The organism is Neorhizobium huautlense (assembly GCF_030811685.1).
In the GTDB taxonomy this organism is placed as follows: Bacteria; Pseudomonadota; Alphaproteobacteria; order Rhizobiales; family Rhizobiaceae; genus Neorhizobium; species Neorhizobium huautlense_A.
Map to the genome: position 1 here is coordinate 91,555 of NZ_JAUSRF010000003.1, position 18,051 is coordinate 109,605.

Annotated in this window: 20 protein-coding genes; 13 read left to right on the forward strand and 7 right to left on the reverse strand. The window is 58.9% G+C overall.

The window, feature by feature from the left end:
• The first annotated feature begins 81 nt into the window (after positions 1 to 81).
• Entirely contained in the window at positions 82 to 453 is a 372-nt protein-coding gene (locus J2T09_RS05200; RefSeq protein WP_306831883.1) for a hypothetical protein, read from the forward strand.
• A 130-nt stretch (positions 454 to 583) separates the two neighbouring features.
• Here J2T09_RS05200 and pqqE read toward each other — a convergent pair whose 3' ends face one another.
• From pqqE to pqqB, 4 genes are read right to left on the reverse strand one after another with little or no spacing between them, the layout of a single operon-like run.
• The gene (gene pqqE, locus J2T09_RS05205) at positions 584 to 1,669 is read right to left on the reverse strand and encodes a pyrroloquinoline quinone biosynthesis protein PqqE (RefSeq protein ID WP_306831884.1); all 1,086 of its coding nucleotides are present in this window, start codon (positions 1,667 to 1,669) and stop codon (positions 584 to 586) included.
• Complete coding sequence (gene pqqD / locus J2T09_RS05210) at positions 1,666 to 1,965, reverse strand: pyrroloquinoline quinone biosynthesis peptide chaperone PqqD (protein WP_306831887.1); 300 nt, start codon at positions 1,963 to 1,965, stop codon at positions 1,666 to 1,668. Before pqqD ends, pqqE begins: the two co-directional genes overlap by 4 nt.
• Entirely contained in the window at positions 1,962 to 2,717 is a 756-nt protein-coding gene (gene pqqC, locus J2T09_RS05215) for a pyrroloquinoline-quinone synthase PqqC (RefSeq protein WP_306831889.1), read from the reverse strand. The genes pqqD and pqqC overlap by 4 nt, the downstream gene beginning before the upstream one ends.
• Positions 2,714 to 3,652 carry a pyrroloquinoline quinone biosynthesis protein PqqB gene (pqqB, locus tag J2T09_RS05220; RefSeq protein WP_306831893.1) on the reverse strand — a complete coding sequence of 313 codons (939 nt, stop codon included), beginning with the start codon at positions 3,650 to 3,652 and terminating at the stop codon, positions 2,714 to 2,716. Before pqqB ends, pqqC begins: the two co-directional genes overlap by 4 nt.
• A gap of 503 nt (positions 3,653 to 4,155) precedes the next feature.
• Here pqqB and J2T09_RS05225 point away from each other — a divergent pair.
• From J2T09_RS05225 to J2T09_RS05250, 6 genes are read left to right on the forward strand one after another with little or no spacing between them, the layout of a single operon-like run.
• A complete protein-coding gene (locus J2T09_RS05225; RefSeq protein ID WP_306831895.1) occupies positions 4,156 to 5,295 on the forward strand; it encodes an ABC transporter substrate-binding protein in 1,140 nt (379 codons plus the stop codon).
• Between the two features lie 34 nt (positions 5,296 to 5,329).
• Positions 5,330 to 6,307: a YVTN family beta-propeller repeat protein gene (locus tag J2T09_RS05230; protein ID WP_373458377.1), complete on the forward strand. Its 978-nt coding sequence runs from the start codon at positions 5,330 to 5,332 to the stop codon at positions 6,305 to 6,307.
• Positions 6,308 to 6,344: 37 nt separating this feature from the next.
• Positions 6,345 to 6,836 (forward strand): hypothetical protein, encoded by a 492-nt coding sequence (locus J2T09_RS05235; protein WP_306831897.1) that lies wholly within the window; start codon positions 6,345 to 6,347, stop codon positions 6,834 to 6,836.
• A 45-nt stretch (positions 6,837 to 6,881) separates the two neighbouring features.
• The gene (locus tag J2T09_RS05240; RefSeq protein WP_306831899.1) at positions 6,882 to 7,682 is read left to right on the forward strand and encodes an ATP-binding cassette domain-containing protein; all 801 of its coding nucleotides are present in this window, start codon (positions 6,882 to 6,884) and stop codon (positions 7,680 to 7,682) included.
• A 14-nt stretch (positions 7,683 to 7,696) separates the two neighbouring features.
• On the forward strand, positions 7,697 to 8,551 hold the full coding sequence (locus J2T09_RS05245; RefSeq protein WP_306832425.1) for an ABC transporter permease: 855 nt from the start codon (positions 7,697 to 7,699) through the stop codon (positions 8,549 to 8,551).
• A complete protein-coding gene (locus J2T09_RS05250) occupies positions 8,551 to 9,183 on the forward strand; it encodes a hypothetical protein (RefSeq protein ID WP_306831901.1) in 633 nt (210 codons plus the stop codon). Before J2T09_RS05245 ends, J2T09_RS05250 begins: the two co-directional genes overlap by 1 nt.
• 310 nt (positions 9,184 to 9,493) lie before the next feature.
• On the opposite strand, the gene J2T09_RS05255 is transcribed toward J2T09_RS05250, so the two are convergent.
• Positions 9,494 to 9,874 carry a c-type cytochrome gene (locus J2T09_RS05255; protein ID WP_373458387.1) on the reverse strand — a complete coding sequence of 127 codons (381 nt, stop codon included), beginning with the start codon at positions 9,872 to 9,874 and terminating at the stop codon, positions 9,494 to 9,496.
• Between the two features lie 244 nt (positions 9,875 to 10,118).
• On the opposite strand from J2T09_RS05255, the gene J2T09_RS05260 reads away from it, so the two are divergent.
• Positions 10,119 to 10,328 (forward strand): hypothetical protein, encoded by a 210-nt coding sequence (locus J2T09_RS05260; protein ID WP_306831903.1) that lies wholly within the window; start codon positions 10,119 to 10,121, stop codon positions 10,326 to 10,328.
• 30 nt (positions 10,329 to 10,358) lie between these two features.
• On the opposite strand, the gene J2T09_RS05265 is transcribed toward J2T09_RS05260, so the two are convergent.
• Positions 10,359 to 10,703, reverse strand: coding sequence for a hypothetical protein (locus J2T09_RS05265; RefSeq protein WP_306831904.1), 345 nt, complete (start codon positions 10,701 to 10,703; stop codon positions 10,359 to 10,361).
• Between the two features lie 460 nt (positions 10,704 to 11,163).
• On the opposite strand from J2T09_RS05265, the gene J2T09_RS05270 reads away from it, so the two are divergent.
• The 5 genes from J2T09_RS05270 to gfa all read left to right on the forward strand — a co-directional run bounded on the left by J2T09_RS05270 (position 11,164) and on the right by gfa (position 16,548).
• The gene (locus J2T09_RS05270) at positions 11,164 to 13,038 is read left to right on the forward strand and encodes a methanol/ethanol family PQQ-dependent dehydrogenase (RefSeq protein WP_306831906.1); all 1,875 of its coding nucleotides are present in this window, start codon (positions 11,164 to 11,166) and stop codon (positions 13,036 to 13,038) included.
• A 171-nt stretch (positions 13,039 to 13,209) separates the two neighbouring features.
• Positions 13,210 to 13,725: a c-type cytochrome, methanol metabolism-related gene (locus J2T09_RS05275; protein WP_306831907.1), complete on the forward strand. Its 516-nt coding sequence runs from the start codon at positions 13,210 to 13,212 to the stop codon at positions 13,723 to 13,725.
• Position 13,726: 1 nt separating this feature from the next.
• The gene (locus J2T09_RS05280; RefSeq protein WP_306831909.1) at positions 13,727 to 14,611 is read left to right on the forward strand and encodes a quinoprotein dehydrogenase-associated putative ABC transporter substrate-binding protein; all 885 of its coding nucleotides are present in this window, start codon (positions 13,727 to 13,729) and stop codon (positions 14,609 to 14,611) included.
• 87 nt (positions 14,612 to 14,698) lie between these two features.
• Positions 14,699 to 15,829 carry an S-(hydroxymethyl)glutathione dehydrogenase/class III alcohol dehydrogenase gene (locus J2T09_RS05285; RefSeq protein ID WP_306831911.1) on the forward strand — a complete coding sequence of 377 codons (1,131 nt, stop codon included), beginning with the start codon at positions 14,699 to 14,701 and terminating at the stop codon, positions 15,827 to 15,829.
• Positions 15,830 to 15,966: 137 nt separating this feature from the next.
• On the forward strand, positions 15,967 to 16,548 hold the full coding sequence (gene gfa, locus J2T09_RS05290; protein WP_306831913.1) for an S-(hydroxymethyl)glutathione synthase: 582 nt from the start codon (positions 15,967 to 15,969) through the stop codon (positions 16,546 to 16,548).
• A gap of 469 nt (positions 16,549 to 17,017) precedes the next feature.
• Here the strand turns inward: gfa and J2T09_RS05295 are convergent, their stop codons facing one another.
• Positions 17,018 to 17,770 carry a FadR/GntR family transcriptional regulator gene (locus J2T09_RS05295; RefSeq protein WP_306831916.1) on the reverse strand — a complete coding sequence of 251 codons (753 nt, stop codon included), beginning with the start codon at positions 17,768 to 17,770 and terminating at the stop codon, positions 17,018 to 17,020.
• Positions 17,771 to 18,051: the final 281 nt, after the last annotated feature.

The window sequence follows — 18,051 nt, forward strand, 5'->3', positions numbered from 1 at the left end:
CGGGCGCTGTGCCGAGTGAAAATATGTGTCAACGAATGTCTTCAGGCGCGATCGGCACAGCCGATGTCGAGGAAACAGGAAATGTCGACAGTGAAAGTCTTTGCGCGAGCGAACTGGAACGATATCTGCCAGGTGCAGGCCGGCAAAACCTATGAACTGTCGGCAACGGGAACGTGGTGGGATTGGTTCGTCCGCTGTGGGCCGGACGGCTATGAGGGGAAACTGCTTCAGCCGGTAGCACATCTGAAGCGATCGCCGTTGGACCGGTGGTTCTGTCTGTTGGGGGCAATGGACCGTGACGATGACAGCTTCTTCGCAATCGGTCGCCGCAAGACCTGGACGCCGAAGCGAGACGGCATGCTCTGCTGTGTTGTAAACGACATCCCGGCAATGCATTGGAACAATTTTGGTGCCGTGTCGATAACCGTAAGCTTGGCAGGGCAATCCGTATAGCCGCATAGATCGTCGCCAAGCGCGAAGATGAAAACGCGAAAGCGGGTCTGGTCATTGCAATGATTGCAACAAGCGTCGCGACCGGGGAGTGCGATGATTCATTTGGCTGCGCGTGGTTTGCCACACCGCTTCATATGCGGCGATAATGAAAGCCATCCTGGCTGGACCGTGTCGCGTCCTCGATCAACGCGGCCATACGGGCGTGCAATGGAGACTTGATGCAGGCGGGATCGGTTGCGGCGGCATTGCCGGCGATTGCCATGGCCTGACAACGACAGCCGCCCCAGTCCATTTCCTTGCGGTCGCAGGTTCGACAGGGGTCAGCCATCCAGTCCGTTCCCCGAAACGCGTTGAATGCCGGAGAGTCGCGCCAGATTTCGGCCAGGCTTTTCTCCCCGAAACGATCGAAAACAAGGCCCGGTATGGTGCCGGCCGCATGGCAGGGAAGAACGGTGCCATCAGGCGCGACCATGAAGGCGTCGCGTGCCCAGCCGCCCATGCAGGGTTTGGGGTAGATCGCAAAATAATCGGGCGTGACGAAATCGATGGCAAGAATGCCGTGAAGCCGTTCCTGCGCCTCCCGCACGACATGCACCTGGCGTTCGACGGCCGCACGGTCCGGCATCAGGGCATTGCGGTTGAGAAGCGCCCAGCCGGCATATTGCACATTTGCGATCTCCAGCCGCTCGGCGTCAAGCTCCAGCGCCAGTTCGATGAAGGCTGGTATCTCATCGATATTGTGGCGATGAATGGGAGCATTGATGGTTAAGGGCAGACCAGCGGCACGTACCTTTTTCGCGGTCTCGATCTTCTTGACATGCGCATCGCGATAATTGCCGATCTTCTGGGTGGTGGCGGCAACGGCCCCTTGAAAACTGATCTGGACATGATCCAGACCGGCTTCCACGAGGTCCTCCATCCGGCCTTCGCGAATTCCGACGCCGGCGGTGATCAGATTTGTGTAGATGCCGCGATCGCGCAGCCGGCGGATAAGGATTGCAAGATCCGGACGCAGCGTCGGTTCGCCGCCCGAAAGGTGGATCTGCAACACGCCGAGATCTGCTGCCTGATCGAACAGGGACAACCAGTCTTCCGTTGCCATTTCCCGGTTTGCCTTCAGAAGCTCGACCGGATTTGAACAATAGGCGCATTGCAGTGGACATCGATGCGTCAGCTCGGCCAGCATGCCGATCGGAGGAAGGATCGTCTCGCTCATAGTGCCACCAGCGACCGGTCGGACCAGTCCTGCAGAAAGGTCTCGACGTCGGCGATTATCTCTTCGATGGGGGCGTCGTATTGCATCGACAGCTCCTTCAGGATCTGGTTCACCGATTGCGTTCCGTCACATAACCTCAGAATATCGAGGCTCACCTCATCCGGCCAGAATACCTTTTCCGGCGAGAGCAGGGCCCATGCTTGCCGGACCTTGTCGTATTGCAGTCGCACATGCGGCTTCAGCCTCGGCATTGCCCCGGGAGAGACAAGGATGCGCTGCCTTTGCGGTGTCATCATGGCTGTTTCGGATCAAAGGCGCCCGGCGGGATGTGGCCGTGCTCGCCATAAGCCTGTTCCAATGCATCCAGCATGGCCCACAGAATATCGCATTTGAAAACGAGCGCATCGATCACAGCCTGCTGTTTTTCAGGCGTATTCGCGTGCTGCCGGACATAGGCCAACGCATAATCGGCATCACGCGACGCCTGCACGGGCCTCGGCTTGAAATATTCGAGGATATCCTCGTTGATGTAATCATACTGCGCGAGCATGGCCGGGACGCGCTCGCTGATGATGACCGGCGAAAAAAGCTCGGTCAGGGAGGAGGCCACCGCCTCCAGAAGGCTTCTGTCGGTACAGAAAGAGAGATAGGCGCCGACGGCAAAGCGGGTGGCAGGCAGCGCGCCACGCTGGCTGATCACAAGATCCCGGTCGAGCCCGAGGCCTGTCGCAAGTTTCAGCCAGCGGGCGATGCCGCCATTCCAGCCGTCATCGCTGTCGTGATCCTCGATCCGTTTCCGCCATTCCGCACGAAAGGCGGGATCTTCCGCATGCGACAGGATCATCGCATCCTTGCGCGGGATGACCGCCTGATAACAATAACGGTTCAGCGCCCAGGCCTGCAATTGCCCTTTCGAAAGCGCGCCGGAGATCATCTTGTGATGCAGCGGATGGCGGTTATGGTAACGGGACAGGCCTATTTCGCGCAGGACGTTTTCCAGTGCATCCGGCGTCAGCCCATCGCGTGCGGCAGCAGAAAACTCATTCACAGGCGGATCTCCATTCCGTCATATCCAATCTCCCAGCCGTTCTTTCGTACTGTCTCCGCTTCAGGGGAGCGATCGTCGAGGATGGGATTGGTATTGTTGATATGCACATAAATCCGTCGACCGATCGCAAGGTCGGCGAGAGCCTGCATCGAACCTTCGGGGCCGGACATATGCAGGTGGCCCATGCGCTGCCCGGTTTTTGCACCGACGCCGGATGTCAGCATCTCGTCATCGGTATAGACGGTGCCATCGAAAAGAAGGCATGACGCCCGATCCAGGCGTTTTTTCAGAGCGTCATCAATGCGGGCACAGCCCGGAATGTAATAAACGGACGACGCCGTATAATCCGACATGATCTTCAGGCCGATCGTATCGCCTTCCTCTGTCCCGAAACCTTGTTCGGCCCTTGTCTGATCCTCCAGAAAAAGCGCAATCTTGCCCGGCACCACGAATGTTTCCACCGAAATGCCGGTCGGCCTGTTCTCCCAGTTCAGAATGGGCGTGACCGCGTGCAGTGCCAGCTCACGGCGCTCGACCAGCGCCGGATCGAGGACATTAAAAATCGCATTCTGCTCCAGCACCGCCAGAACGCGGGCCGTGGCATAGATGACGAACCGTTGCCGCTCTCGCAGGCTGAGCAGGCCGGCAATGTGATCGACATCGGCATTCGTCAGCACCACCGCCGAAATCGGAGTGGAGCGTGGTGGCGCGGTTTCGGCAGGCTGCAGTTCCGGCGTGGCGGCAATCTGTTCGCGGATATCCGGTGATGCGTTGAACAGCACCCACTGCGCCTCGTCTGCGCTTGCGGCAAGGCTCGATTGTGTTCTGGGACGGATATTGTCCACACCTTTGCGGGCATTGCGGCTTAAGTGAAAATTACAGTTCCATTGGGGGAAGCCACCCCCGGCGGCGGACCCCACAACTTTCAGTCGCATAAAACCATCCATTGACGAGATTTCGTCACGGCTCAAAATCATATCTGAAAGGCGCCTCACCCGGTCTCCGGATGAGGCTGTTATTATTGCTTATTTTTTCGACGGAAGCTGTGCGGGAAAGTAGCGTGACATTTCCATGCCGACAGCAACGGTGCACATCGCCGGCTTTTTCCAGGTCTTCTTCATAAGTTTCTCCTTCTGATAAAGGGCCTTATCGACCGAGATCATCATACCCGCAATTCCACGATGCACAACTGCCAATGAACGCGAAGTTGAATGGGTGTCGCATTTTCAGGTTGTGATTTGCTCGGTCTTCGCTAAGCTGACTGCGGCACCGATAATCCATGGCAGGTCCGAACAGAGTTCGGAGATGCGTGTTCTTTTGCGAGCATATGGGATGTGTGGTGGCTGTTTTTCTTTTTTTACTTGTTTCGCTTTTTCTAGCGGTTTTACCTGTCGCAGAGTCTAATGCCCAGGCTTTGCCCAAAGCCACGACGCCTGGTTTGGCGCGAACCGAGCGCGAAACATCCGAGGTCAGGATTGGTTACATTCGTGCCTATGCGCCGCAACTGGCGCTGTCGGTTCTCGACGTGCCGTCGCGTGATGAAGGTGTCGCAGGGGCCAATGTGGCAATCTCCGACAACAACACGACCGGTCGTTTTCTGGGGCAGAAATTTTCACTCGACACAGTGGAGGTGAAGCCGGATGCCGACATCCTGCCAGCCTTCAACGATATGGCGGGCAGGGGCGTTTCCTATATCCTCGCCGACCTTTCAGCCGCGCAGCTTCTGGTGCTGGCGGATGCAGCCCGCGCGAAAAACATCCTTGTTTTTAATGTTGGGGCAACCGACGACCGCCTGCGTGAAGAGGATTGCCGCGCCAATGTTTTCCATGTCGCGCCGACGCGCAGCATGCTGGCGGACGGGCTGGCGCAATATCTGATCTGGAAACAATGGCGGCGCTGGGTACTGGTGTCAGGCTCGCATGAACGCGACCATCTGTTCGCCGATGCCCTGCGCCGGGCGGCAACCCGTTTCGGCGGCGAGATCGTTGCGGAGAAGGAGTTTGCCGATACCGGCACGGCACGCCGCACCGATAGCGGCGTGGTGCAGATCCAGCGACAGATGCCGGTCTTTACGCAAGGCTTGCCGGATCACGACGTGCTTCTGGTCGCCGATGAAAGCGAGGTTTTCGGCACCTATGTGCCGTTTCGCACATGGCAGCCGCGGCCGGTCGCCGGCTCGGCGGGATTGATCGCGTCCGCCTGGCATCCGGCCAGCGAACAATGGGGCGGCACGCAGATCCAGAACCGCTTTGCCAAGGCTTCGGGTCGGCGCATGTTGTCGAAGGACATGTCTGCCTGGACGGCCGTCCGCATTTTAGGCGAGGCCGCGACCCGCACCGCAAGCGCCGACGTGACGCAGATCGCCGCCTTCATCCGTTCGGACGATTTTTCGATAGCCGCCTTCAAGGGGCAGAAGCTGACCTTTCGGCCATGGAACTGGCAATTGCGCCAGCCGATCTTCCTCGGTGACGGCCGTTCGGTGATTTCGACCTCGCCGCAGGAGGGGTTTCTGCATCAGTTTTCGGAGCTCGACACGCTCGGCATAGACCGGCCCGAGACGACATGCGTGTTGAAGTGAGCCAAGGGGCAAAAGGAAGCAGAAGGGGAGAGATATGTATCGCAGCGTGATTTTTACCGGTGTCGTGCTTGCCGTGCTGATGGAGGGGCCGGGTTCCGCCAAAGCCTTTACGGCCTATGTCTCCAACGAAAAGGACAATACAGTCAGCATCGTCGATACCGAGACCGGCAAGGTCATCGAAACGATGCCAGTCGGCCAGCGACCGCGGGGCATTACCATCTCGCATGACGGAAAACTCGTTTATCTCTGCGCCAGCGACGACGACACGATCGAAGTGATCGATACCGCCACCCGCAAGATCGTCGGCACGCTTCCGTCCGGTCCGGACCCGGAGCTTTTCGTGCTCTCGCCAGACGGCAAGCGGCTCTATGTCGCCAACGAGGACGATAATCTGGTCACCGTCATCGACATCGAAAGCCGCGATGTGCTGGCGGAAGTGCCCGTCGGCGTCGAGCCGGAGGGCATGGGGATCAGCCCCGACGGCAAGGTCATGGTTAACACGTCGGAAACGACGAACATGGCGCATTTCATCGATACCGACAGTTACGAGATCACCGACAACATTCTCGTCGATGCCCGGCCGCGCTTCGCCGAGTTCAAGCCGGATGGTTCGGAAGTCTGGGTCAGTGCGGAGATCGGCGGCACGGTTTCGGTCATCGACAATGCCAGCCGAACGGTCAAACACCGGATCACCTTTGCCATTCCCGGTTTGCGTTCCGAGGCAATCCAGCCGGTTGGCATCCGCATCACCGCCGATGGCAAAAAGGCCTATGTGGCGCTCGGCCCCGCCAACCGTGTCGCGGTTATCGATACCGCGACCTATGCGGTGGAAAAATACATTCTGGTTGGCCAGCGCGTCTGGCAGCTCGCCTTCACGCCCAATCAGAAGACTATCATCAGCACCAATGGTGTGTCCAACGACATCACCTTCATCGATGTTGCCTCCGACGAGGCGGTGCAATCGGTAACGGTCGGGGCTTTGCCTTGGGGCGTGGTCGTCTCGCCGGAGTGACCGGAAATTTCAGGCATCAACAGAGGAGGAGGAAGTGATGAAGACATACCGGACTTTTGCGCTTGCAGCGCTTGCGACGATCCTGCTGCCGATCTGCGCCGGGATGGCGCAGGAAAAGAAGGATGACGATGACGACGACAAGCCCGCCGCACAGACAACGACGGCAACGGAAAAGGTGACGCGCGCAAGCAAGGACCTGCCGGAACTCGTTCTGGGCTCGGCAAAGGATCAGTTTGCCGTCAACCGCAAGGATTTCGAACTGGTCTCCGGCCAGGGGTATCGCTGGAAGATTACCTCTGCGGCGGGCCTCGAATACAAGTTCGTCACCGATCTTTTCCGCCATGTCTGGATGAACCAGATCGTCATCGAGGATCTCGAAGTCCACATGAACGGTGCGCCTGCCTGGCTGGAATTCGACAGCGAAGGCACGATCCAGGTGCAGTTCACCGCCGTTCGTCCGGGCAGCTACACCTGGTCGGTGCCGGATCTGGCCGATAAGGGCATGAAGGGCACGATCACCATCAAATAGTTGCGTTACAGTATGGGGGGAGGGCTGGCCGTGGAGGATATGGTCATGCGTGAGGGCGAGAACGGGCCGCCGGCTCTGGAAGTCTCGGCGGTCAGCCATTCCTATGGGCAGAAAAAGGCATTGGATGCGGTTTCCTTTGCGATCCCGCTCGGCCGGTTAACTGTGCTGCTGGGGCTGAACGGCGCTGGCAAAACCACGCTGTTTTCGCTGATCAGCCATCTCTACGACACCCGTCAGGGCGCAATTCGCGTTTTCGGGCATGATATCAGGCAGACGCCTGGCGAGGCGCTGCGGCGGCTCGGCATCGTTTTCCAGGCCCGCACACTCGATCTCGACCTCTCCGTCGGTCAGAACCTTGCCTATCACGCAGCCCTGCACGGCATCGGACGGCTGCGGGCGAAGGCGCGTATCCATGCACTTCTCTCACAGATCGATATGGCCGATCGCCTGCATGACAAAGCGCGCAGCCTATCCGGCGGGCAGATGCGGCGGGTGGAAATCGTCAGGGCCCTGCTGCACGACCCGTCTCTGCTGTTGCTCGACGAGGCGACGGTCGGCCTCGATATCCGCTCGCGCGCCGACATTCTGGCGACGATCCGGGCGCTTGTTGCGGAAAAAGGTATCAGTGTTCTTTGGGCGACCCATCTGATCGACGAGGTGGATGATCGCGACGAGGTGGTGATCCTCGACAAGGGCAGGGTTCTGGCCGCCGGCCCGGTGACCGAGATCGTCACCAAAACCGGAACGGCGGATATAAGGCAGGCCTTTGCCGCGTTGAGCGGCCTTACAGCCGTACCATTAGGTGGTGGCGCGCCGACCCTGCCTGCCGTTGGAGCAAGACGATGACCATGGAAACAGACATGCGAACCGGTATTTTGGACGGCACGGCGCGCCGCAGTTTCGGCCCCGCACAGTACCTCTCCTGTCTCGCCGGCATCATGACGCGCGAGGGGGTGCGGTTTCTCAATCAGCGCGAACGGTTCATCTCCTCATTGGTACGGCCGATGCTATGGCTATTCGTGTTTGCCGCCGGTTTCCGCCAGGTGCTCGGCGTCTCGATCATCCCGCCCTACAAGACCTATGTCCTTTACGAGGTCTATATCACCCCCGGCCTTTGCGGCATGATCCTGCTGTTCAGCGGCATGCAGTCGTCGCTGTCGATGGTCTATGACCGCGAAATGGGCAATATGCGCATCCTGCTGGTCAGTCCGTTTCCGCGCTGGTTTCTGCTTGTGTCAAAACTGCTGGCGGGTGTCGCGGTGTCGATCGTTCAGGTCTATGCCTTTTTGGCGATCGCCTGGTTCTGGAGCGTCAAACCACCGCCCTTTGGTTATCTCCTCGTTTTGCCGGCGCTTTGCCTGTCGGGCATGATGTTGTGTTCGCTCGGCATGTTCCTGTCCTCGATGATCCGGCAGCTCGAGAATTTTGCCGGCATCATGAACTTCGTAATTTTTCCGATGTATTTCGCCTCTTCGGCGCTTTATCCGCTGTGGCGGGTGCAGGAATCCAGCCCGCTACTTTACCACATCTGTCAGGCAAACCCGTTCACCTACGCGGTCGAGCTGATCCGGTTTGCACTTTATGGCCAGATCGACTGGCTGTCGCTTGGCGTGGTGGCCGGCTTTACCGCGCTTTTCCTCGGAGCCGCCATTCTGGCCTATGACCCGTCCAACGGACTTCTCGCCCGGCGGCAGGATACGGGAGGGAATACCTGATGCTACGCTTGATCCTTTCTGGCCTCGCGCTCGTGGTTTGCGCCGTCTGCCCATCGCTTGCCGCGCAGGGTGACGATCCGGACTGGCCCTGCATCCAGCGCAAGGTGCCGGAACTTTCGATCGGCCAGATCTGGACAGGGGCAGAGCTTCCGCCCGAAGCTCGGGACTGGTCGCAGGATCCAACGGTTGCAGCGTTGATCGAGGCGCTTTCGGCCCGCCGTATGCCGCTGGCGGATGCGGAGCAACGGATAAGGACGTATCGTGACGGGCTGGGGCAGGACAGGAAAGCGCAGCAGATCGCCATGCTGGTCCAGGGCCTGTTCGACAGGATGAATGGCGAGCGCAGCCAGGTGATCTCCGGCATCGCCCGTTATGCTCATAGCCAGCGAACCATGGCGGAGAGCCTAAGGCGGGAAGCCTCCCAGATAGATGCGCTGCGCGCAAAGCCGGATGCCAATGCCAACGAGGTGGCCGTTCGTACCGAAAGGCTGAAATTCCAGACCCGGATTTTTCAGGAGCGCGTACAGTCGCTGACCTTCGTGTGCGAAGTGCCGACATTGATCGAACAGCGCCTTTATGCGCTGGTCCAGACGCTGCTCAAGGCGGGGGATGAGGCGCCGCCTGCGCGGTAACGCCTCTCTGTCGGCTTTGAATTCGATTGCCGTTGCTTAGAGCGGTTCATTGTTAAATGGAAACAGTTCTGTTGGCTCAAACGGAGTCGGATGGTCGCATGGCAGGCGCGCGTCGTAGCCACAGCATACGGCCAAGCCGGCCATGCGACCAGACGGCCCGTTTCAGCCAACCCGAAGGGCCGGGCACCTTTCCGCCGGGATCAGTGGCGATCGGCTCGCACGTACACCCGTGGTATGCACTTCGCCAATCGCCACTGCCCCGACAAAAACCTGCTCCGGCAGAACTGGTTCCATTTAACAATGAACCGCTCTACGGCGAAAACTGCTTCAGATAGGCAATGACATCGGCGACATCCTTGTCTTGCTTGAGGCCGGGAAAGGCCATTTTCGTGCCTTTGACGACGCCCTTCGGATCGTGAAGATAGGAAGCGAGCGTGGCCTCGTCCCACGCCATGCCGCCCTTGCCGGCGTCCGCCATCGCTGCGGAATATTTGAACCCCGCCTGGGTCCCGGCTGTCCGTCCGAGCAGCCCCTTCAGCGAGGGGCCGATCTTGTTCTGATCTGTATCGGGAACATGACAGGCCTTGCACTTGAGAAATACTTTTTCACCCAGGGCGGCATCTTGCCCGAAGGCATGACTCGCCATCGGCACAATCAGGCCGATGGCGCCAACATAACAGATGGCACGCATAGAATTCCTCCCAAAAATACGGCCGCGATCGAGACCACAGGTCCTCTCCCCCATACACTGCGGCACACGCAAGGGTAGTTATCGGTTGCCGTAAGTCAACATCACTGTTTCCGGCTTTTTGCGAAATCGCCTTGCGATGGCTTGCCCCAGGGGCAACTTGACGCCGCTTCGGGCCGGGCGTATTTTTTCGAAATGACGCGCCTCGGAAGGAGGAGCCCGTCCGCCATATGGGTGGGGGTATTCGATGAACATGGTCGATCTCATCCTGACGGTATGTCTTCTGGCCAATCCGACGAGTTGCCGCGAGGAACATCTGCTCTTCGAAAGCCGCGGCTCGCTGTTCCAGTGCATGATCCTGGCGCCGACGGAAATCGCCAAATGGTCGGAAGAGCACCCCGCCTTGCTTATAAAGCGCTGGAGATGTGCCTTTCCGGACAATGGTCGGCAAATCTGAAAGGATGCCGCGCCGCCTGAAAGGGTCCCGTCAGAAACACCGTACATCGGCCTCCGCCTGTGCGCGCCGCAATTCGGAGATGGCGTTTTTTGCCGCAGCTCCCTGCCTGAAAAGCACCCCCCTCTCGCCCGTTTCCAGGCCCATGCTGCGAAAAGTCTCCGCCGCCTCGTAGCGATCGTAAGGAATGATCGACGCAATCACGTCGATCGAGCAAGAACAGCTATTGAGTGCTTTTCGCGTTTCGCCATTGGCTTTCATGCATCCGCCAACATACTCAACGATTGCAACCGATGGGTAGTGTTCGGTTGCCAATGCGGCGCCAGCGGAGCCGAGTGAAACGAAGCAAATCGCAATGCGAATAAATCCGATATTCATTCATAAATCTCCCTGTTAGCGGATTTGTGTTTGCGTAAGCCTAAATGTGCCCTCTGATCATGTTCGTGTTGTTGCTTCATTGTCAAATGTAATATTTGTGAGCTTTTGCAATATATAATGATGCATTACAGCATTTATATGTGTGGCACTAATGTATCCATAATAAATTTGCTTATGCCAACTTAATAACCTATCTTTCACTCGTTTTCCGGCTTTAAGGTCTGGCTTTTGGGAGGGGCGAGACCCGCAGGTTCGTGGATGGAGAATAACGGTGCCAACTGGCCGTCCATGTGCCGTGACACGCTGCCGGAAATATTTCCCGCATAGTTGAGAAAATCGCTTTGGCTGCCCTGGAGCATGCGGAGGTTCGCTGTGCCGAACTTCGCGTGAGTGATAAGCATCGGGAGGATTTCACATGCGCTTATCTGGAAAACGCGTAATTGCGAGACATGCATTTTTGATGCTGGCAGCGACGGGATGTCTCGCCGCCGGATTTGCCGGAGCCGCTCTGGCAAACGACGAGTTGACGACCCTGTCCGCCAACCCGAAGAACTGGGCAATGCCTGCAGGCAACTATGCCAATCATCGTTATTCGGAACTGAACCAGATCACCAAGGACAACGTGAAGAACCTGCAGGTGAAGTGGAGCTTTTCCACGGGTGTCCTGCGTGGCCATGAAGGCGGTCCGCTGGTGATCGGCGACGTGATGTATATCCACACGCCGTTCCCCAATATCGTCTATGCGCTCGATCTCAACAACGACGGCAAGATCCTCTGGAAATACGAACCGAAGCAGGATCCGAACGTCATCGGCATCATGTGCTGCGACACGGTCAATCGCGGCGTGGCTTATGGTGACGGAAAGATCATCCTCAACCAGGCGGACACGACCGTCGTGGCGCTCGATGCCAAGACCGGCAAGGTGGTCTGGTCGGTGAAGAACGGCGACCAGACCGATGGCAGCAAGGGTGAATCCGGCACGGCCGCCCCCCTGATCATCAAGGACAAGGTGATCATCGGCGTGTCCGGTGCCGAATTCGGCGTGCGCGGCTGGACGGCTGCCTATAACCTGAAAGATGGTTCGCTTGCCTGGAAAGCCTATTCTACTGGACCGGATGCCGAAACCCTGATCGATCCGGAAAAGACCACCCACCTGGGAAAGCCGGTCGGCAAGGATTCCGGCATGAACACCTGGGAAGGCGAACAGTGGAAGACCGGTGGCGGCACGACCTGGGGCTGGTTCTCCTATGATGCCAAGTCCAATCTCGTCTATTACGGCACGGGCAACCCCTCGACCTGGAACCCGGTGCAGCGTCCCGGCGATAACAGATGGTCGATGACGCTGATGGCCCGCGATGCCGATACCGGCCAAGCCAAGTGGCTCTACCAGATGACCCCGCATGACGAATGGGATTATGACGGCGTCAACGAAAACATCCTTGTCGACGGTATGGAGATCGGCGGCAAAAAACATGATGTGCTGGTGCATCTCGACCGCAACGGTTTTGGCTACACGCTGGACCGGGTGAGCGGAGAGCTGCTGGTCGCCAAGAAATACGACCCGAAGGTCAACTGGGCGAGCGAAGTGGTGATGGATCCGAAAAGCGAGCAATATGGCCGCCCGCAGGTGGTCGCCAAATATTCGACGCACCAGAATGGCGAGGACGTCAACTCCACCGGCATCTGCCCCGCAGCGCTCGGCTCCAAGGACCAGCAACCGGCCACCTATTCGCCGAAAACCGGCCTGTTCTACGTGCCGACCAACCATGTCTGCATGGATTACGAGCCCTACAAGGTGAGTTACACGGCAGGCCAGCCCTATGTCGGGGCAACGGTCTCCATGTATCCGGCTCCGGACAGCCATGGCGGCATGGGCAATTTCATCGCCTGGGATGCCGCCAAGGGCGAGATCGTCTGGTCGGTCCCGGAACAGTTCTCCGTCTGGTCCGGTGCGCTGGCAACGGCCGGCGATGTGGTCTTCTACGGCACGCTGGAAGGTTACATCAAGGCGGTCAATCTGGACGGCAAGGAACTCTACCGGTTCAAGACGCCGTCCGGCATCATCGGCAACATCAACACGTTCGAACATGGCGGCAAGCAATATATCGCCGTGCTCTCGGGCGTCGGTGGCTGGGCCGGTATCGGTCTCGCCGGCGGTCTTCTGTCGCCGGAAAATGCGGCCGCATGGCATGGTGCGGTCGATCAGGGCCGCGGTGGACAGGATGAGGCCGCAGTGGTCGGCACGGCCGGCCTCGGTGCGGTCGGCGGTTATGCCGCCCTTGCCGATTATACGACGCTCGGTGGCCAATTGACGGTTTTCGGTCTTCCCGACTGACGGACCTGAGCAGACGGGTCGCGCTCAACGAGGCGCGGCCCGCCACGGGATCAGTGCATCATTTAGGGTAATAACGTGGTTTGCGGCTTTCGCGGCATAAGAGGCCCGAAACAGGCGCCAGACCGTGCATGCAAAATGTTTGACGTGTGAGGTTTTTCAATGGCTTTTCGCATGGCAGTTTTCGCGTTTTGTGCAGCGACATTCTCCTTTTCGAGTTTTGGAACGGTCTTCGCCGACGACGACAAGCAAAAGGCGGCGGTGGCGACGGAGGAGGACGGAAAGTTCTTCGACAAGGACGGCAATCCGACCTTTCGCATTTCCGCCGATGGCACGGTCGACTGGTACACGTTCAGTGGTTACCGACGGTACCATTCCGACTGTCACACCTGTCATGGGCCCGATGGCGTCGGTTCCAGTTATGCGCCCGCCTTGGCCAACAGCCTGAAAAAGCTGGATTATGCGAGTTTCCTGTCGATCGTGGCGGAAGGTCGCAAGAATGTCGGCGGCGGCAAGGAAAACGTCATGCCGGCCTTTGGCGACAACAAGAACGTCTATTGTTATCTCGACGATATCTACGTTTATCTGCGTGCACGCGCGGTGGAGGCCGCGCCGCGCGGACGTCCGCCTAAGAAAGCCGACAAGCCGCAGGGGGCAAAGGATTACGAAGCCTCCTGCATGGGAGGCTGAGATGGCGGGCATTTTCATGCGATCGGTTTCAGCGGCCTGCTTGCGCTGTGTTTTGCTGGTGGCCGTCGCGATCGTGGCGCCTGCGGTTTCGGACATCGCCCATGCCCAGACAGCAGGCCTCGGAGCGGCCGGCGAACTGGTCGATCCCGATATTCTGCGTGTCTGTGCCGACCCTTCCAACATGCCCTTTTCCGATGAAAGCGGCGATGGTTTCGAGGACAAGCTGGCGCAGATGGTCGCCGCAGGCACGGGCCGAAAATCGGTCTCCTATACCTGGTTTCCGTCGGTCATGGGTTTCGTGCGCAATACGCTCGGCGCCAACCGATGCGATATCGTCATGGGCTATGCGCAGGGTGATGAACTGGTGCAGAACACCAATGCCTATTACCGCTCTTCCTATGTCCTCATCTATCGCAAGGATGGCGATCTTTCCGGCGTCGATACGCTGGCCGATCCGAGGCTGAAGGACAAGCGGCTCGGTGTCGTCGAAAGCACACCGCCGACCGCGAAAATGGCCGCAATGCGGCTGCTCGAAAAAGCAAAAATCTATCCGCTGATGATCGATACAAGGGCTGCGCCCTCAATGGCGGAGGTGATGATGCGCGACATGCAGGCAGGCGTGATCGATGCCGCCGTCGTCTGGGGGCCGATGGCCGGTTATTACGCGGCCCGATCAGACGCCGAGTTGGCAGTTGTGCCGCTGATCCACGAAAAGGGCGGCCAGCGGATGATCTATCGCATCACCATGGGCGTGCGCCCCTCCGACCAGAACTGGAAACGCACGCTCAACACCTTCATTCGGGAAAACCAGTCGAAGATCGACAAGCTTCTGCTCGATTACGGCGTGCCGCTGCTCGACGAGCGTGACCGGAGGATCACCCAATGAAACGGCGCATCCGCCTGAAATCTTTCTGTTGCCGGAAGGCGAAATGCCTCCGGTCACAGCCAAATCTGTCCAGAGGGGAGTGAGAGAATGGACGTACGCGCCGCAGTCGCCGTTCAGGCCGGCAAGCCGCTGGAAGTGATGACGGTTCAGCTCGAAGGCCCCAAGGCCGGCGAAGTGCTGATCGAGGTCAAGGCGACCGGTATCTGCCACACCGACGATTTCACGCTGTCCGGCGCCGATCCGGAAGGCCTGTTTCCGGCCATCCTCGGCCATGAGGGTGCGGGCGTCGTCGTCGATGTCGGCCCCGGCGTCACGTCGCTGAAAAAGGGCGATCACGTCATCCCGCTCTACACGCCGGAATGCCGCGAGTGTTATTCCTGCACGAGCCGAAAAACCAACCTCTGCACCTCGATCCGCTCGACGCAGGGACAGGGCGTGATGCCCGACGGGACGTCGCGCTTTTCCATCGGCAAGGACAAGATCCACCATTACATGGGTTGCTCGACGTTTGCGAACTTCACCGTTCTGCCGGAAATCGCGCTCGCAAAGATCAATCCTGACGCGCCCTTCGACAAGGTTTGTTACATCGGCTGCGGCGTCACCACCGGCATCGGTGCGGTCATCAACACGGCCAAGGTGGAGATCGGCTCGACGGCGATCGTCTTCGGCCTCGGCGGTATCGGTCTCAACGTGCTGCAGGGCCTGCGCCTTGCCGGTGCCGACATGATCATCGGCGTCGATATCAACAACGACCGCAAGGCCTGGGGCGAAAAATTCGGGATGACGCATTTCGTCAATCCGAAGGAAGTCGGCGACGATATCGTGCCCTACCTCGTCAACATGACGAAGCGCAACGGCGACCTGATCGGCGGCGCCGACTATACGTTCGATTGCACCGGCAATACCAAGGTCATGCGCCAGGCGCTGGAAAGTTCGCATCGCGGCTGGGGCAAGTCCGTGATCATCGGCGTTGCCGGCGCGGGCCAGGAAATCTCCACCCGTCCGTTCCAGCTGGTGACGGGCCGCAACTGGATGGGCACGGCCTTCGGCGGCGCGCGCGGCCGCACCGATGTGCCGAAGATTGTCGACTGGTACATGGAAGGCAAGATCCAGATCGATCCGATGATCACCCACACGATGCCGCTGGAAGACATCAACAAGGGTTTCGAGCTGATGCATTCGGGCGAGAGCATCCGCGGCGTGGTGCTTTACGGCTAAAGCCGGTGTCGGGCAGGGGGGGGCAGCACCGCGTGCTGAATGGATGCCCGGGAGCATGCTTCCATGGCCTTGTTTTATTGAGGTGAGGTAGCCGCCGGTGATCGGACGGACCTTGAGGAGAAGAGGAGGAGATCTGAATGGATAGTGCAGTTCAAATTCGCATCCATCCCGTGGTGGATGGTGGCATCAAGCCGGCCAGTCCCGGCTTTTCCGGCGGTACGCTTGTGTGCGAATGTGCCGACCGGCCGGTCAAGGTGAAGATCGACGGGCAGGTGGCCCATAACCACGCCTGCGGCTGCACCAAATGCTGGAAACCGAAGGGCGCCGATTTTTCGGTCGTCGCTGTCGCCCCGACCGACAAGGTGAGCGTTCTGGAAAACGGCGACAAGCTCGCCGTCGTCGATCCGAGCGCGCTGATCCAGCGGCATGCCTGCAAACAATGCGGCGTGCATATGTATGGACCGGTCGAAAGGGAACATGCTTTTCAGGGGCTGTCCTTCGTCCATCCCGAACGGTTTCAGGAGCCCGGCTGGGCACCTCCGGGCTTCGCCGCCTTCGTGTCGTCGATCATCGAATCCGGTGTGGATCCGGGACGCATGGACGGTGTCCGGGCGCGATTGAAGGAAGTCGGGCTCGAGCCTTATGATTGCCTGTCGCCGGGCCTCATGGATTATGTCGCGACCTGGGTGGCAAAAAAATCAGGGGCGCTGCCGGCCTGATGTCGCGCCGGGCGGTGGGACGCCATCGCGCAGTGCCATACGGCAAGATCGAAGATCACCGCAATCCGGTCGGCAATACCGACCGGAACGGCTCGGGCGTGTACTGCAAGGCCTCGCCAAGTGCATGCGCGAGATCGGCGACAGGGTTTGTTCCGAAGTCGCTGATGGCACAGTCCGACGAGAACTTGATGGAGCCGCGCCAACGTGTACGGCCCCGCCGATTTCAGGCGATCGTATATGGGATTGAGATAGTGCCGGTTGCCTTTTCTCCCTGAATGCAGAGAGGGGGCCGGAGCGATTGCGAGGGAATGGGACGGTGCTGCAGACGCTGAGTTTGAGATTTGTCCCTTGTCCGCCTGCCGACACCTGCCGGGGACGGGTCGCTTGCCTCGTCTCGTTCCACCCCCGTCAGAGCCGGGGCGCGGGTCCATGTCGCATCAATACGCGATAGCCCGCCGTGGCGAGCGGGTCAGTCTTCCCTCGCTATATTGCTGAGCGGCGAAGTGTCGCCGTCTGCAAAACCTCGATAACGCAAGTGGCTCCGGTTGAGGTGTGAGCGCATTGCCTCGCGTGCATTTTCCGAACTGCCGCTGCTGATCGCCTCGCAGATCGCGCGATGTTCAACGACGGTGTTTTGCACATACTCATGCGTGATGAGCCCCGGATTCAACTCCTTTGAAAACGCCGGCTGCGGCAGGATCTGCAGGCTCATCAGGCTGAAGAATTCGATGAAGGCGCCATTGTTGGTGGCTTCGGCGATCGAGCGATGGAAAACGAAATCGAGGTGATCGAGCGCGGTTTCGTCATCCAGCGACGACTCGAACTGACGCGCGGCATTCCAGATATTGGATTCCTGCGCCCATGAGCGCCGCACCGCCGCCAATCCGGCCGCGTGCACCTCGAAGGCCATGCGAAGTTCAAGCAGATCCATGAAGGACGTTTTCAGGCGGGAAAGCGGGGCAAGCGCGACATCTGCATCGAAAGTGTTGGGGTCGTCCGTTTCCGCGCGCGGTGGTTCAGACACGAAAACGCCGACACCGTGCCGGGCTTCAACGACCCCATCCGAACGCAGCGCCGAGACAGCTTCGCGGATGACCGTCCTGCTGACGCCGAACTGCTGTGACAGTTCGTTCAACGACCCCAGCTTGAAACCCTTTTCAAGCTGGCTGTCGCTGATATGTGCCTTCAGAGCCCGAATGGTGCGGCCTGTCAAAGTATCCAAGAAATCACCCGTCCAACCTGACGCCATCGGCGCCTGTAATGTCATTAATCGCGATAAGGTAGCACGACCTCATATTGTGGTGCTACCTCCTGATTGCATATTTCCATCTGAAACAGTGCGCACTCTTCATTTGAAGCCATTTGGCGGGCGAAAAACGCGAATTTCTGCACGGATTGCACAAAAAAATTTTGTGACGTTCAGATTTTTCTTCACCAATGCGTTGGTGGTGATATCACATAAAAGCGTGTCTTGTCAGTGTTTTAAATCGTTTATTCTCTCGA

Coding starts and splice junctions, on each gene's coding strand:
- pqqE (WP_306831884.1), bottom strand. CDS start 1,669: ATGAGCGAGACGATCCTTCCTCCGATCGGCATGCTGGCCGAGCTGACG.
- J2T09_RS05265 (WP_306831904.1), bottom strand. CDS start 10,703: ATGAATATCGGATTTATTCGCATTGCGATTTGCTTCGTTTCACTCGGC.
- J2T09_RS05200 (WP_306831883.1), top strand. CDS start 82: ATGTCGACAGTGAAAGTCTTTGCGCGAGCGAACTGGAACGATATCTGC.
- J2T09_RS05270 (WP_306831906.1), top strand. CDS start 11,164: ATGCTGGCAGCGACGGGATGTCTCGCCGCCGGATTTGCCGGAGCCGCT.
- J2T09_RS05260 (WP_306831903.1), top strand. CDS start 10,119: ATGAACATGGTCGATCTCATCCTGACGGTATGTCTTCTGGCCAATCCG.
- pqqB (WP_306831893.1), bottom strand. CDS start 3,652: ATGCGACTGAAAGTTGTGGGGTCCGCCGCCGGGGGTGGCTTCCCCCAA.
- J2T09_RS05255 (WP_373458387.1), bottom strand. CDS start 9,874: ATGCGTGCCATCTGTTATGTTGGCGCCATCGGCCTGATTGTGCCGATG.
- J2T09_RS05285 (WP_306831911.1), top strand. CDS start 14,699: ATGGACGTACGCGCCGCAGTCGCCGTTCAGGCCGGCAAGCCGCTGGAA.
- J2T09_RS05235 (WP_306831897.1), top strand. CDS start 6,345: ATGAAGACATACCGGACTTTTGCGCTTGCAGCGCTTGCGACGATCCTG.
- gfa (WP_306831913.1), top strand. CDS start 15,967: ATGGATAGTGCAGTTCAAATTCGCATCCATCCCGTGGTGGATGGTGGC.
- J2T09_RS05280 (WP_306831909.1), top strand. CDS start 13,727: ATGGCGGGCATTTTCATGCGATCGGTTTCAGCGGCCTGCTTGCGCTGT.
- J2T09_RS05250 (WP_306831901.1), top strand. CDS start 8,551: ATGCTACGCTTGATCCTTTCTGGCCTCGCGCTCGTGGTTTGCGCCGTC.
- J2T09_RS05240 (WP_306831899.1), top strand. CDS start 6,882: ATGCGTGAGGGCGAGAACGGGCCGCCGGCTCTGGAAGTCTCGGCGGTC.
- pqqD (WP_306831887.1), bottom strand. CDS start 1,965: ATGATGACACCGCAAAGGCAGCGCATCCTTGTCTCTCCCGGGGCAATG.
- J2T09_RS05245 (WP_306832425.1), top strand. CDS start 7,697: ATGCGAACCGGTATTTTGGACGGCACGGCGCGCCGCAGTTTCGGCCCC.
- J2T09_RS05230 (WP_373458377.1), top strand. CDS start 5,330: ATGTATCGCAGCGTGATTTTTACCGGTGTCGTGCTTGCCGTGCTGATG.
- J2T09_RS05275 (WP_306831907.1), top strand. CDS start 13,210: ATGGCAGTTTTCGCGTTTTGTGCAGCGACATTCTCCTTTTCGAGTTTT.